This window comes from Acetobacterium bakii, from assembly GCF_001263355.1.
Lineage (GTDB): Bacteria > Bacillota > Clostridia > Eubacteriales > Eubacteriaceae > Acetobacterium > Acetobacterium bakii.
This window is the reverse complement of sequence record NZ_LGYO01000006.1, coordinates 98,589-112,537: the sequence shown is the minus strand read 5'-3', so window position 1 is coordinate 112,537 and position 13,949 is coordinate 98,589. Positions and strand designations below refer to the sequence as shown.

General features: G+C 41.8%; 14 protein-coding genes. 1 reads left to right on the top strand and 13 read right to left on the bottom strand.

The features are described 5' to 3' along the window. The first annotated feature begins 92 nt into the window (after nucleotides 1–92). The gene (locus tag AKG39_RS02325) at nucleotides 93–518 is read left to right on the top strand and encodes a flavodoxin domain-containing protein (protein WP_050738744.1); all 426 of its coding nucleotides are present in this window, start codon (nucleotides 93–95) and stop codon (nucleotides 516–518) included. 100 nt (nucleotides 519–618) lie between these two features. Here AKG39_RS02325 and AKG39_RS02320 read toward each other — a convergent pair whose 3' ends face one another. The 13 genes from AKG39_RS02320 to alaS form a co-directional block, all read right to left on the bottom strand. After that, a complete protein-coding gene (locus AKG39_RS02320) occupies nucleotides 619–1,914 on the bottom strand; it encodes a cation:proton antiporter (protein ID WP_050738743.1) in 1,296 nt (431 codons plus the stop codon). A gap of 104 nt (nucleotides 1,915–2,018) precedes the next feature. Further along, a complete protein-coding gene (locus tag AKG39_RS02315; RefSeq protein ID WP_050738742.1) occupies nucleotides 2,019–3,245 on the bottom strand; it encodes a peptidase U32 family protein in 1,227 nt (408 codons plus the stop codon). Between the two features lie 283 nt (nucleotides 3,246–3,528). Continuing rightward, entirely contained in the window at nucleotides 3,529–4,176 is a 648-nt protein-coding gene (locus AKG39_RS02310) for an O-methyltransferase (protein WP_050738741.1), read from the bottom strand. A 20-nt stretch (nucleotides 4,177–4,196) separates the two neighbouring features. Then, nucleotides 4,197–5,309 (bottom strand): endolytic transglycosylase MltG, encoded by a 1,113-nt coding sequence (gene mltG / locus AKG39_RS02305; protein ID WP_050738740.1) that lies wholly within the window; start codon nucleotides 5,307–5,309, stop codon nucleotides 4,197–4,199. Between the two features lie 107 nt (nucleotides 5,310–5,416). Next, entirely contained in the window at nucleotides 5,417–5,785 is a 369-nt protein-coding gene (locus AKG39_RS02300) for a YlbF/YmcA family competence regulator (protein ID WP_050738739.1), read from the bottom strand. A 193-nt stretch (nucleotides 5,786–5,978) separates the two neighbouring features. Beyond that, on the bottom strand, nucleotides 5,979–7,742 hold the full coding sequence (locus AKG39_RS02295) for a ribonuclease J (protein ID WP_083439379.1): 1,764 nt from the start codon (nucleotides 7,740–7,742) through the stop codon (nucleotides 5,979–5,981). Then, complete coding sequence (locus tag AKG39_RS02290; protein ID WP_050738738.1) at nucleotides 7,711–8,166, bottom strand: Fur family transcriptional regulator; 456 nt, start codon at nucleotides 8,164–8,166, stop codon at nucleotides 7,711–7,713. Before AKG39_RS02290 ends, AKG39_RS02295 begins: the two co-directional genes overlap by 32 nt. Beyond that, nucleotides 8,163–8,909, bottom strand: coding sequence for a DNA/RNA nuclease SfsA (gene sfsA / locus AKG39_RS02285; RefSeq protein WP_278277903.1), 747 nt, complete (start codon nucleotides 8,907–8,909; stop codon nucleotides 8,163–8,165). The genes AKG39_RS02290 and sfsA overlap by 4 nt, the downstream gene beginning before the upstream one ends. After that, nucleotides 8,863–9,153 (bottom strand): DUF1292 domain-containing protein, encoded by a 291-nt coding sequence (locus tag AKG39_RS02280; RefSeq protein ID WP_050738736.1) that lies wholly within the window; start codon nucleotides 9,151–9,153, stop codon nucleotides 8,863–8,865. The genes sfsA and AKG39_RS02280 overlap by 47 nt, the downstream gene beginning before the upstream one ends. A gap of 92 nt (nucleotides 9,154–9,245) precedes the next feature. Next, nucleotides 9,246–9,662: a Holliday junction resolvase RuvX gene (ruvX, locus tag AKG39_RS02275; RefSeq protein WP_050738735.1), complete on the bottom strand. Its 417-nt coding sequence runs from the start codon at nucleotides 9,660–9,662 to the stop codon at nucleotides 9,246–9,248. A gap of 28 nt (nucleotides 9,663–9,690) precedes the next feature. Further along, complete coding sequence (locus tag AKG39_RS02270) at nucleotides 9,691–10,635, bottom strand: aldo/keto reductase (RefSeq protein WP_050738734.1); 945 nt, start codon at nucleotides 10,633–10,635, stop codon at nucleotides 9,691–9,693. Nucleotides 10,636–10,702: 67 nt separating this feature from the next. Beyond that, complete coding sequence (locus AKG39_RS02265) at nucleotides 10,703–10,969, bottom strand: IreB family regulatory phosphoprotein (RefSeq protein ID WP_050738753.1); 267 nt, start codon at nucleotides 10,967–10,969, stop codon at nucleotides 10,703–10,705. Between the two features lie 97 nt (nucleotides 10,970–11,066). Beyond that, nucleotides 11,067–13,706: an alanine--tRNA ligase gene (alaS, locus tag AKG39_RS02260; protein ID WP_050738733.1), complete on the bottom strand. Its 2,640-nt coding sequence runs from the start codon at nucleotides 13,704–13,706 to the stop codon at nucleotides 11,067–11,069. Nucleotides 13,707–13,949: the final 243 nt, after the last annotated feature.

Here is a 13,949-nt window from a genome sequence, read left to right as displayed (position 1 = left end):
TTGTGAAAACTGACATCAAAGCAACAATTGTTCGATTCTTTTGAGTTTCGCAATTACCTGGTATTAATTTATCATGAAAGGATAATAATTTTATGAACAGTCAATTAATCTATGCCAGTAAAACCGGACATTCCAAGAAAATTGCAAATGCCATAGCTGCGGAACTGGGAATTGAAATCAATAATGTTACGGATCATCCAACGCTTAAAAACGTTGATTTGCTTTACATTGTGGGAGGCATCTACGGTGGGAAAAGCTTACCGGAAATGATCGATTTCATCAATACCATGGACAATAAACAGGTTAAAAAGGCGGTTTTGATCACTTCATGTGTGTCAAAAAAGCAGGGTCAAACCGAAGTTCGACAAACACTTACAGAAAAAGGCATTGCTGTAATGCCTGCAGAATTTATCTGTCAGGGTAATTTCTTATTGTTTGGAATGGGCCATCCCAATCAGGCAGACATCGATGCTGCCGTACTTTTTGCCAAAAATGCCGCTGACGATTTCATCGCCTGATCTTTCAAAATGCGCCGTCTTCTAAAACATCAAACCCAACGGGACCTTGCTAAAATTGGTAAGGTCCCGTTGGCGCTTTAATACGCTATTGTGAAAGCACTTATTTCAATTTCAAATAGGCTTTGCCAATGGTCAAGCCCTGGAATAGGGTTGTAAATATTACAATTGCGTAGGTAGAAAGCAGGAATAAATCATAGGTCGCCGGGGCCAGAGATGTTCCTGTTCCCATAACCAATGCCAGACACAAGCCACCCTTAAGTCCTGCCCAGGTGTAAAAAATGGCAAACTTTGATTTTTTCATATCAAAGGGTATTTTTTTTATAAAACTAACGGTACCGGCGACGCCGGTGATGCGGGAAACAGTATTAATAATGATTGCACCGACTACGACAATAAGAATGCCTGATAGTGTGAAGTCATTTAGATTTCTAATGTCGACAAACAGTAATCCGACCAAAAGAAAAAGGATGCCATTAAGCAGATTATTAATTACCCCCCAAAAGGAATAAAATAAATCATGAATTTCGGTATTCTCTTGATCTGGTTTGATTTTTTGCATTCTGGCAATTCCAGTGGCGTAGGAAAGCCCGCAGATCACTGCGGCGATGGGCCCTGAGAACTCCAAATACTCGCACAGGAGATAAGCCAGCATAACCGTTAAAATACTTGTGAAGATTTTTATGTAGCGATTTTGGGACTGTTTGAAAATTTGAAAAAATAAAAAGGAAATGACCAAACCAATTCCAATCGCCCCCAGAACATCTGCGGCCAATCCCCAGGCAAAGCTGCTTAATGAAATTTCCTGGGTGGTCTGCTCTAAAACGCTCAGCAGCGTTGCAAAAATTGCCACAGCAACGCCATCATTAAATAGGGATTCCCCTTCAACAATTAGGGCCAGTCGTTTGGGAAGGCCCACTTTACTCAGAATACTCATGGCCGAAATAGGATCCGTTGGTGCCACAATTGATCCCAGAATAAGTGCTTCCAAAAATTTAATATCGATCTGAACGATAAAGCATAGTCCCCAGAACAACAGACCATACACCAGTGTGGATATAATGGTTCCTGCGATTGCCATGCATCCAATTAAAAATTTATCCTCATTAAAATCGTTAAATTTTATGCTGGCAGCTCCGCCAAACAGCATGAAACATAAAACCCCATGGATTAAAAAATCATTAAAATTAAATTGCTGGGTAAGGGCCAAGATTTCTTCAGGAATCAAAAGAATATTCAATTTCTGAAGAATAATTAAAATCAAAACGAAAATAAATCCGAAAATCACCAGGCCGATTTCGTATGGAAATTTCGTTGTTTTCTCATTAATAAAGCTTAATGCTACCACCAGAAACAGAATTATGCTAAATAAAACCAAGAGTTCATTAAAATTATACATTTCTCCTCCAAATTAAATTTATTTTATATAATAGAAAATACCCATAATTTATAAAAAATACCCAGTATCTCCTGAAGAAATATTGGGCAGTAAAAATAGTACTATTAAATTTCTTGTTTTCTCACGATATCCATGGGACTCACCGGAGCATCCATTTTTAGATTATAAATCATTTTGGGATGCGGGGTTGATTCCAATGGGTTTCCGAGGGCATCGGTCATATGCGCGGCCTTTTGTGTGAAAAAGCCCTTTTGGGGAATCATGATTTCAATGGTGTCTCCCTGAGATATTTTATTACGCTGTTCGATCACAGCGATTCCGGTTTTTTCATCGTATGAAAGCACTAAACCCACAAAGTCATAATTTCGGGTGTAACTGCTGGTACCATAATTTTGATCCTCAGAACTTGTTTTTCCACGATAGAAGCCGGTGGTATAGTTGCGATGGCTCACCTTGGTCAATTCTTCGAAATAATGTTCATCGAGAACGTGAACTTCCGGGTGGTCGTAGGCGTAATCAATGGCGCTTCGGTATGTGGACACCACTGTGGCCACATAGTAAAGGCTTTTCATTCGCCCTTCTATTTTAAAACTGTCAACGCCAGCGGCCATCAGTGATGGGATTTCATTTACCAGGCACAAATCCTTTGAATTGAAAATAAACGAACCGGTGGAGTCATCTTCAATACTAAAGGCTTCATTGGGTCTGGTTTCTTCAACCAAATGGTATTTCCAGCGACAGGGTTGGGCACAATCTCCTTTGTTGGAGTCCCGTCCGGTCATGTAATGACTTAGCAGACATCGTCCGGAATAGGAAATACACATGGCCCCATGAACAAAGGTTTCAATTTCCATTTCAGAAGACACTTTTTCCTTGATTTCGGTTATTTCCGCCAGCCCCAATTCCCGGGCCAGAACAACGCGTTTCGCTCCCTGGGCATGCCAGAACGCCACACTTCGATAATTGGTGTTGTTGGCCTGGGTACTGATTGAAATTTTCAGATCCGGGGCAACTTCACGCACCACCGAAAACACCCCGGGGTCGGCCACAATGACACCGTCAATTTCCATGGCTGCCAATTCTTTCACATAGTCCGGTAGGCCTTTTAAATCGTCATTGTGGGCGATAATATTTAAGGTCACATATATTTTTTTTCCTTTTGCATGGACATAGGCAGCGGCCTCTTTCAGACCCAACTGATCAAAGTTATCGGCTTTTGCCCGAAGTCCAAATTCTTTTCCTGCGCAGTATACTGCATCTGCACCATAGTGAAGGGCATATTTTAATTTTTCAAAATTTCCTGCTGGTGCCAGGAGTTCCGGTTTTTTCATTTTATTCTCCATTCAAATTATTTGCATATCAAACCCGTCCTGGGGACAATGGTAAATCGTTGTCTGCTGCATGATCGGACAGGCTGTCGCCTGTTCGCCATGATGCCGACAACTGATGTTACCATTGTCCCCAGGACTCTAGTTAACGTAATTTAACAAACCTCTTTGCGGATTTTTATTTCATCATTTTGTGTGCATCATGGCGAACACCGAAGGTGTACGATCATGCAGCACACAACGATAAATAAATGTCCGCAAAGAGGTTTGTTAACACAGTCGCGTTTTAGTTTTTCATCCAGCTTACGGCCAGGCCGTCACCCAGGGGTAAAACGGTGGTCATGAGTTGGGGATGGTCGGAAATGGCTTCCAGATACTTTCGCATCCGTTTTACAATGGTGATTTTTCGTCTGATTACCAAGGCATCCGAAGCGATCATGCCCTTGAATAAGACATTATCCGAGACTAAAACGCCGCCTGGTTTCAAGCGCTTGAGACACGCATCCAACAGGTGAATATAATGGCCCTTACCGCCATCAAGAAAAATCATGTCGTAGGATTTCGTTAAGGTTTCCACGGTTTCCAAGGCATCCCCAAGGATGAGGTTAACTTGGTTGCCGATACCCAGTTCTCCAATGTTTTCCTCGGCCTCTGATACCATTTTCAGGCTTCGCTCAATGGTATCGACTTGTCCATGAGCGTCCATGGCGGCGGCAAATACCGATGCTGAATATCCAACGGCTGTTCCAATTTCTAGAATGGACTGGATGTTTCGGGACTTAATCAGAATTTCAAGATAGTTCTGAACTTCCGGATGAATAATGGGAATCTCATCCGCGGCGGCCCGTACTCGAAACGCTTCCAATAAGGGATTTCCTTCGGGTATGAGACCACGAATGTAGTCTTCTATATAATCCTGTACAATTTCGTTCACTTTAAGACCTGCATTTCTTTTTAATTTGATGGTCCGAGATAGGTTTCCACGTCTTCCAGGTGTTCTTCATAGGTTACGTTAAAATAGATTTTCCCGGTTTTTATATCTGCAACGAAATACATATATTCTGTGGTCGCTGGATAAAGTGCCGCCTTCAAGGCTGGTTCACCAAAGGAACAAATCGGTCCAAAGGGTAATCCCTTATTAATATAAGTGTTATAGGGTGAGGGAAACTGGGTTTCTTCGGTGGTCAGAATTGCTTTTTTCTCGCCCCGTGCATAATCTACGGTAATATCGGATTGGAGTGGCTGATCGGCTGCGATACGGTTGTAAAATACGCTGGCGGCATTTGCCTTATCATCGTCAAATTTTGTTTCCAATTCAATAATAGATGCCATAATTACAATCTGATCCACGGTTTTTCCCATTTCAGCGGTCCGATTCAGGTAGTCCTGGTTGTACACCTCAACAAAACGGTCCAGCATGGCGGTAACCACTTCCGAGGGATCGGTATTCGGTTTGAAATTATAGGTATCCGGGAAAAGATAGCCTTCCAGCGTTCGGCTTACGCCGTCCTTGGGTTCCAGGGAAATAGTACTTAAAATAGGGTAGTTTTTCTGATAATCCCCAACTTTTTGAGTCTCAGCAATGAAATCCTCTGCACTGCATACCATTTGTTCTTCTAAAATAGCAGCAAACTCTTTGATATTTCGGCCTTCAGGAATAGTGACTGCTGAATCATAAACATCGCCTTCGATGAGACGGTTTAAGATTTCCAGAGCCGATTCGCTTGGTTTAAATTCATAATAACCTGATTGAATCTGATTTCCCAGACCCTCTTTTTTTGCCATAAGTTCAAACGCAAGGGCGTCCTGTATTAAATTTTCTGCTTCCAATTGCTCTGCAATATCGCTGACCACCGAGCCCTCTTCTATGTCAACAAACACCGGGTCGCCATTTCCCACCGGTGCCAGTTTATCATTGATAAAATAATTAAAACTAAATACGGCGGTGGCTCCAAGAATAATAATTAGAAGAATAATAATTGCAATAGCTTGAACAGGGTTCTTCTTTTTCCTTTGTCGTTTTTGTTTTGGGGGTCTGACTGGCTTTTCTTGCTTTGTCTTTCTCATTGATTAACTTCCTTTTTTTGGTTTCAAGAACTATAAAAAAAGAATATAGGACCCCTATTGAAAGTGGTTGCCTATATTCTTTTTCTGTGTTTTATTCAGGGAGCTGACTAAGATCCACATACTTCCCCGTTTTCATCGAAAAGGCCCATATCCAAATCCACTGCCTTGGCAATAATATCGGTTATGTCTTGAAAGATCACTGAGAAGTACATTTGTGTCTGGAAAAACTCAGCAATTTCCGGTATGCCCATGATGGTATTTGCAAGGGTGTTGTAGGAACTTATTTGTTCCTCAGTAAGCTCTTGTCCCATCATTTGCATGGATTGAACTTCCATTTGCTTGCGCATGTAGTCTTTAGCCATCTCATACTTTTCGGCATCTTTTTCCAGCTTTACTTTTGCTTCTAAGAAGTTCTTGTACTCACTGGATTCCTTGAGTGCTTTTGCTAAATTGTTTGCTTCATCATATACGTTCATTTTATTCTCCTAATTTAAATTTATTATAGATTCTGTGAAAGCAATAACTACCACCAGTACGCAGAGGTTTATAATCAATTTTATAACGTCTTCATCGGACATCTCGCAGAGTGTCCGACGAAGCGTGTAGAAATTGCATTATAAAACGTGCAGTGGTGATATTCACGCTTTCGCAAATGCTATTAATTTATAATTATACTTCCATAAGAATCGGAAGTATCATGGGCTTCCTTTTAGTTTGATCATAGAGATATTTAAAGAGCGATTCTCTGACTACATTTTTAATGGAGTTCCAATCAACGATACCCTTTTCTTCACAAGAAAGCAAGGCTTTTTTTACTTCATCCCTGGCATTATTTATAAGCGTTTCGGATTCCCGTACATATACAAATCCACGTGAAATAATATCCGGTCCTGATATGGCCTTTCCTTTATGCATGGTACATACCACAATAAACAAGCCATCCTCAGACAATCGCTTACGATCATTGAGGACAATATTCCCAATATCGCCGACTCCCAGTCCATCAACCAAAATTGGTTCTGCCTGGGTTTTTCCAGCAATCACGATGCCTCTTTTGTCAATTTCCAGAATAGTTCCGTTATCAACTAGATAGGTTTTATCTTTACTCATTCCGATGGATTGGGCCAGTTCCACATGCTGCATAAGCATTCGGCTTTCGCCATGAATCGGCATGAAATTTTTAGGTCTGACTAAGGTAATCATTAGTTTTAATTCTTCTTGACGTGCATGTCCGGAAACATGAATTTCGGCATAGCGTCCATAAACAACTTCGGATCCAAGTGCCACCAGTTTATTAATGACTTCGGAGACAGTTTTTTCATTTCCCGGGACGGCTGATGCTGAGATAATTACAAGGTCTTCTTTTTTAATGGTCAGCTGACGGTGCTCGCCTAATGCCATACGACCCAGTGCTGCCATAGGTTCTCCCTGGCTGCCGGTGGTAATAATCACTATTTCTTTATCTTTATAATTTTTAATGTCTTTTAATTTTACCAATGTATTTGGGGGAACATTCATATAGCCAAGATCCATGGCCACTTCACTGACATTTTCCATGCTGCGGCCACAAATAATAACTTTACGGTTATATTCCACCGCTGCGTCGATTGCCTGTTGGAGTCTGTGCACATTGGAAGCAAAGGTGGTCACAATAATTCTTCCCTTAGCCCCTCGGAAGAGATTAAAGAGAGAGGGTCCCACGGTGCTTTCTGATGCGGTAAATCCAGGACCTTCAACATTGGTACTGTCGGACATCAGCAAGTCCACTCCCTGGGTTCCAATTTTGGCGAATCGCTGCAAGTCGATTACCTCACCACCGATGGGATTGTAGTCAATTTTAAAATCGCCGGTATGGACAACGGTTGCTGCAGGACATTTAATACAAAATCCTACTGCATCGGCAATACTGTGGTTGACACGGATAAATTCAACATTGAATTCTCCAATATCAATACGTTCTTTGGGTTTAACAATGATTCTTTCAACTTTTGTTAACAGTCCATGTTCTTTAAGTTTTCGATCGATCAGTCCCATTGTAAATTTTGTTGCATAAATTGGGACATTTATCTTTTTCAAGAGATAAACAAGTCCTCCGATATGATCCTCATGACCATGGGTAATGATAATCCCTTTTACTTTATCTTTGTTTTCTATAACGTAGTTGAAGTCTGGCAAGACGATATCAATACCAAACATTTCATCATCCGGGAATTTTAATCCGCAATCCAGAATAATAATCTCGTCTTTGTATTCAAAAACGTTCATATTTTTTCCGATTTCGCCTAATCCCCCCAGTGGAATCAGTCTCAGTTTATCTTTGTTTCTCAGTGGTTGTGCTTTTTTTCTGGATCTCGGTCGATTTTCCAATCGTTCCGGGGTCCCTACAATTATGTTGCTGTTTTCAGTCAAATTTTTCTCCTTCCATATTTGCATAACAATCCGAACAGTATCCGTATACTTTAAGTTCATGATTTATTATTATAAATCCTTTTTTTTCTATTTCTTTTTCTAACGCTTCCAGGTATTCGTCTTGCATTTCGATGACCCTTCCGCATTTTAAACAAATCAAATGATGATGCCAGTGTTTTTCATCCATTTCGCACAATTCGTACCTGGCAAAACCATCATCAAAATTACGTTTGGTAATGAGTCGCATTTCTTCTAATATCTGCACCGTTCGATAAATGGTCGACATTCCTACTTCGGGGTTACGTTGTTTAACGCCATGAAACAACTCTTCGACACTGAAGTGTTGTTGTCCCATGGTCAGAAGAACCTCTATGGTAATAAGGCGTTGGGGGGTAACTTTGTTTCCCCTTTTCCTCAGTGCATCCACAATTTGAGTTTGATTGTTCATGGCTTTTGCACCTTTCCCAAAATTTCTTCTGATGATACGCTCACAGGCAATTCTCCGATAATTTCTATGTTTACTCCATCAATATCACAGGAGAGAGCACGGATCTCTATTCCCAGATTATGACATTGATCCAATAAGCTCGAAAATTTAGGGTCCATCTTGGTGTTTGCTTGGAATGACGTAGCATCGTTACGCTGAATGATAAAAACAACACCGGCGCGGTAACCTTCTTGTTGGGCATTAATCAGTTCAGCAAGATGCTTTGACCCTCGTTCGGTTGGGGCGTCGGGAAACAAAGCAATGTCACCGGCCATCAGGTTAACACTTTTCACTTCATAGAACCACGGCTGTGCGCCACGAAAACAGGCAAGATCGAAACGACTATTGCCATAGATTACTTCCTGTTTAAGCTCTGAAACATCCGATTGAGCGTCGAAATACTCGTATGCAACTTTATTAGCCAGCACTGAATGGATCCCCACCCATCGGCCATTATTTTCCACCAGAATAAGGGTATAATCGGTTTTTCGATGTGGTGCCGGGTTCCAGGCCAATACTGCTCGAACTCCCGGGACAAGAAGTTCACCCATGCGTCCAGTATTGGGTACATGGGCGACTTTCTCCTCCTGGTTAATCATCACTTTTGCAATAAAGCGGTTCGGTCGACTGATAAAAATTCCACTAACTAAAGGGAATTTACTCAGTTTCACCTTCACCCTCTTCGTCTTCTTCTTCTTCGTCATCATAATCTAAACTATCGTAGAATTCAGCGATTAATGCAAATTCTGCTTCATCTTCCACAGGCATTAATCCTTCTTCGCCATTTTCATCGATGGTTATAAAAAATGGGAATACATCGTCGCTTTCTTCATTTTCAGATAATAACAGGTAGCTTTTTTCTTCAATATCAAAGCTTTCAACGACCTCATACTCTTTTTCAATCCCGTCATCATTCACTAAAAAAATTGTTTCTCTCATTTCTTCCATTCTTTTTACCTCTTTCTTGATAAATATTTACGCTCACAGTCTTATTATTATATCCTGTGATGCTTAAAAAATCCATTACTAATGAAATTTTTCTACTTGCCTGCCCGATCCATGTAGGATTGGAGAATCATTTGGGCTGCCAGAGTGTCGATAAATTCTTTTCTGTTTTTTCGTGACACATTTCCTTCAATCAGAATCTTTTCAGACCATGAGGAGGTTAAGCGTTCGTCAATATAAATAATTTCCACATTTAACCGTTTCTTAATGAACTGGCAAAAATTTTGGGTTTTTCGGGTTTGGGACGATTCGGTGCCATCCATGTTTAACGGCAACCCCGCAACGATTTTTTTCAGTTCGTATTTTTCAATGAGTTGACGGAAGGCTTCCAGATCGTCATCCCTTGTCTTTCGTCTTAAAGTCATCACACCTTGAGCCGTAATTTGAAGGGGGTCTGTTACCGCAATCCCAATGCGTTTGTCGCCAACATCAATTCCTAATATTCTTTCCATTTTTTTCCTATCTATTTCACTATATTTGTTATATCACCTTAATACAAAAATCCTTGCAGTAGGCCCCGCAATAACAACAAAGAACGCACTTGTCTTTGTTAAGTACCGCTTTGCCATTCTTAATGGACAAGGCCTTTTGTTTACAATGACGCACACATTCCCCACAGCCAATACACCAGTCACTGATTTGCAATGCCTTTGGAGCCGTCAAAACCGCTAATGCCAGTGCCTCGGAAATCGGTTCGCCATTAAATTGCTTTACATTGTACGAAACTTCGTCAATGGATTGAACCCCGATGGCAATGGCATCCAGATCCTTCAGACCCAATACATAGTCAAAACAGGCCTGTTTTTGGGACAAAAGATTGCCCCCGCCCAGTGGCTTCATGCCGTAAAGACCTTTCCCAGCAAGTTTTGCTTCATGAATCGCAACTTCCATTTCCAGATTTGTGCCATCCTCAATACCAATCCCGGTTCGATTAATCAAAGGGTGGATGACATCCAGTTCGGAAAAAGTAGCCGCATCCCGAACGCCTTCGATTCTGTGGGTTGAAATGCCAATGGCCCTGATCTTGCCTGCATCCTTCATCTTTATGAGGGCTTCAATGGCTTCCCAATGACCTTCGATGGTCTTTCGGCTCTCCTGTTCGTGGAGCAAATAAATATCTACGTAGTCACGACCAAGCTCTTTGAGCGCCCGATGCAATCTTTTTTCAACACCCACTGCCGTATAGTCATAGGACTTTGTGCTGATGATGACGTCTCGCCGCAGCTCTATGGCCTGATGCAAATGATCGTAGTTATTATATAAATCCGCGGTATCAAAAAAATTGACACCCAGATCAAGGGCAGCGGCGATAATCTCCCGACTTTCTGTAAGGGTTTTATTTTTTTGAAGAGGGCCGATGGTCAGACTTCCGAAGCACATCCGAGAAACCATAATTCCGGTATTTCCTAAGGCATTCATTTTCATCTCTTCACCCGGTCTTCCTAATTAAAATAGGGCTGCCTCTTTTGAGACAGCCCTATTTATATTCCTACTAAATACTGTTCAAATAACGTCGTACAAGTTCTTCCAATAACTCGTCTCGTTCAATCTTCTGTATAGCATTACGCGCTTCTCTATGACTTGTGATATAGGTCGGATCTCCTGACATGACATAACCTACAATTTGATTGATAGGGTTATAACCCTTTTCAACTAAAGCCTTATGAACATTACGCATTACACTGTCGATCTTCTGAGCCTTTTCGTTATCGACCTCAAACATAATTGTTCCTTGATCAATCACCGTATTTTCTCCCATTGTCATCTGACCTCCTTCACAATCAACTGTAATCATTTTAACCTAAAGACAACTAAAAGACAAGTCAAATGACGTAATTTTTAATTTTCTTTAGAAATCAGCTTAATTGCTCCCTTATGCAGCTTTCTCCCTTTTTAAGGGATTCCGCCAATTTTTCCGGGTATTTCCCTCCAGCCTGCGCCATATCGGGCCTTCCGCCGCCGCCGCCGCCGGCAATAGTCGCCACTTCTTTCACAAGCTTACCGGCATGAAAACCACGTTTGACAACATCTTTGGTTGCTGTTGCAATAAAGTTCACCTTGCCATCATGAACACTTCCCAGAAGTACTACGCCCGATCCCATCCGATCTTTTAGCAGGTCGCTGACGTTTCGAAGCTCATCCATTGGCATGTTTTCAATTTCGGCAATGGTCACTTGAATCCCATCAATGATCATCATCTTCTGTTGGATGTCCACAATCATATCCCCGGCAAATTTCTGTTTTAATTCTGCAATGGTCCGTTCCTTTTGTTTCCCGGCTTCGGTTAATTCATTAACTTTCTCCAGCAGCTGTTCCGGACTTGTCTTCATGAGATTGGATACATCAACGAGGGTATCATCCATTTTTTCAACAATATGCAAGGCATTGAATCCAGTTGCGGCTTCAATACGTCGCACCCCGGCTGCCACGCCGCCTTCGCTGAGAATTTTAAATAATCCGATTTTAGCAGAGTTGGTAATATGACAACCCCCACACAGCTCAGTGCTGAAATCCCCGACTTTTACGACCCGCACAATTTCACCGTATTTTTCGCCGAAAAGTGCGGTTGCCCCAAGGCTTTTGGCCTTATCGATGTTTGTTTCAAAAATTGAGACATCATAAGCTTCTAAAACCGCAGCATTGACAATATCCTCAACCCGACGTTTTTCTTCTCGTGTCATCCCCTGATAATGGTTAAAGTCGAATCGCAAACGGTCCGGGGATACAAAAGAACCGGCCTGTTCCACATGATCACCAAGGACTTGTTTTAACGCCTTATGCATTAAATGGGTTGAAGTATGATTTCGCTGGACCGCGTTTCTGAGATCTTTATCCACTTCACCCATAACGGTTTCGCCGACTTCAAAGCTTCCTGATTTTACAATTCCGGAATGAATGTGCCGGCCAAGACTGCCTTTTTTACAGTCATTGATTTCAATGAGCCCATTGCCCTTTTGAATAATGCCATGGTCACCGGTCTGTCCGCCGCTTTCCGCATAAAAAGAGGTTTGATCCAAAAGAACCAGAACCGCATCTCCGGCTTTAGCTTCCTGCACTAAAGCATCGTTGACATAAAGTCCGAGAATGGTGCCTTCGGCCACTAAATTATCATAGCCCACAAAGGTGTTCACCGCTTCGGCTCCCAGTGGGTTAAAGGGATCATCTGCCCATACTGCCAAATCACTGTTCCGGCGATCCTCACGGGCACGTTCCCGTTGGGCTTGCATTTCTTTTTCAAACTCGTTTTCGATAATGGTTAATCCCCGTTCTTCAATAATCTCTTTGGTAAGATCAAATGGGAACCCATAGGTATCATAAAGTTTAAATGCCCCGCCGCCTGGGAAAACCGTTTCTTCCATGGCCAGCACCTTATCGATTTCTATGTTTAGAAGCGCCATTCCCTGATCCAGAGTATCTTTAAAATGCTCTTCTTCAATATGAATCAGCTTTTGAATAAAATCCTGTTTTTCTCTGAGTTCCGGATAAGCACCTTCAGAAACACGTATGGCTTCTTTGGCCACATCATACAAAAACAGGTCCTTAATTCCCAATAATTTACCATGGCGTACCGCTCGGCGCAACAGCCGTCTTAATACGTAACCACGGCCTTCATTCCCGGGCATAACCCCATCGGCAATCATAAAGGTCACACTTCTGATATGATCGGTTACAACCCGAATGGAAACATCATCATCGGGATTCTCGCCATAGGTTACCCCAGCTTTTTTACAGATATAATTAAGCACATGTCCGACTGTATCAATTTCAAAAATCGTGTCGACGCCCTGCATAATAACGGCCAGACGTTCTAAACCCATGCCGGTATCAATATTGGGTTTGGGCAGTGGATTATAATTGCCTGCTTCATCTTTATTGAATTGGGTGAAAACCAGGTTCCAGAATTCAACGTAGCGGTCACAATCGCATCCGACCCCACAGGTTGGGCTGTCACAACCGTACTCGACGCCACGATCATAATATAATTCTGAACAGGGTCCACAGGGTCCCAGACCATGCTCCCAGAAATTGTCCTCTTTCCCTAAACGCACCAGCCGTTCTTTGGGGATACCCATCTCTTTATGCCAGATATCATAGGTCTCATCATCTTCTAAATAGACAGAAATAAATATTTTGTCTTCGGGCATTTCCATGACCTCAGTGCAAAACTCCCAGGCCCAGGAAATAGCTTCTTTCTTAAAATAATCTCCGAAGGAAAAGTTCCCAAGCATTTCAAAGAAAGTCCCATGTCGGGCTGTTTTTCCAACATTTTCAATGTCCGGTGTGCGAATACATTTCTGACAGCTGGCGATGCGTACTCGCGGGGGAATCTCGTCCCCGGTGAAATAAGGCTTTAAGGGTGCCATCCCCGAATTTATGAGTAATAAACTCTTATCGTTAATGGGAACAAGCGGGAAGCTGTTCAGGCGCATATGTTCTTTTGATTCAAAAAATGCCAAAAATTTTTCTCTAATTTCATTTAATCCCAATGGTTTCATATTTTCTCCTTCTTAATTAAGCTGATCGGTAGTTGCTAAAGTGTTGTGAGCTTCGCTGCCTGTTTACATGAAACAATTTTTCCACTATACGGTGTACAGTCTAACGACTGTTCGCCTATACGTTACAAAATTGTTCATCTAAACAGACATCAAAGCAATTTACGTTTTGTATTATTCATTTTGCAACTATCTAATTTAGCTCTTGATATAAATTTTCAATCGTATTCAGACTTTTGAATAATG

Excerpts from the sequence above, each read along its gene's own strand:
- AKG39_RS02270 (WP_050738734.1), bottom strand. The coding sequence starts at position 10,635 with ATGAAAATGAATGCCTTAGGAAATACCGGAATTATGGTTTCTCGGATG.
- sfsA (WP_278277903.1), bottom strand. The coding sequence starts at position 8,909 with ATGACGAAGAAGAAGAAGACGAAGAGGGTGAAGGTGAAACTGAGTAAA.
- mltG (WP_050738740.1), bottom strand. The coding sequence starts at position 5,309 with ATGAGAAAGACAAAGCAAGAAAAGCCAGTCAGACCCCCAAAACAAAAA.
- AKG39_RS02325 (WP_050738744.1), top strand. The coding sequence starts at position 93 with ATGAACAGTCAATTAATCTATGCCAGTAAAACCGGACATTCCAAGAAA.
- AKG39_RS02315 (WP_050738742.1), bottom strand. The coding sequence starts at position 3,245 with ATGAAAAAACCGGAACTCCTGGCACCAGCAGGAAATTTTGAAAAATTA.
- AKG39_RS02300 (WP_050738739.1), bottom strand. The coding sequence starts at position 5,785 with ATGAACGTATATGATGAAGCAAACAATTTAGCAAAAGCACTCAAGGAA.
- AKG39_RS02290 (WP_050738738.1), bottom strand. The coding sequence starts at position 8,166 with ATGAACAATCAAACTCAAATTGTGGATGCACTGAGGAAAAGGGGAAAC.
- AKG39_RS02295 (WP_083439379.1), bottom strand. The coding sequence starts at position 7,742 with ATGCAAATATGGAAGGAGAAAAATTTGACTGAAAACAGCAACATAATT.
- AKG39_RS02320 (WP_050738743.1), bottom strand. The coding sequence starts at position 1,914 with ATGTATAATTTTAATGAACTCTTGGTTTTATTTAGCATAATTCTGTTT.
- AKG39_RS02265 (WP_050738753.1), bottom strand. The coding sequence starts at position 10,969 with ATGGGAGAAAATACGGTGATTGATCAAGGAACAATTATGTTTGAGGTC.
- AKG39_RS02280 (WP_050738736.1), bottom strand. The coding sequence starts at position 9,153 with ATGGAAGAAATGAGAGAAACAATTTTTTTAGTGAATGATGACGGGATT.
- ruvX (WP_050738735.1), bottom strand. The coding sequence starts at position 9,662 with ATGGAAAGAATATTAGGAATTGATGTTGGCGACAAACGCATTGGGATT.
- alaS (WP_050738733.1), bottom strand. The coding sequence starts at position 13,706 with ATGAAACCATTGGGATTAAATGAAATTAGAGAAAAATTTTTGGCATTT.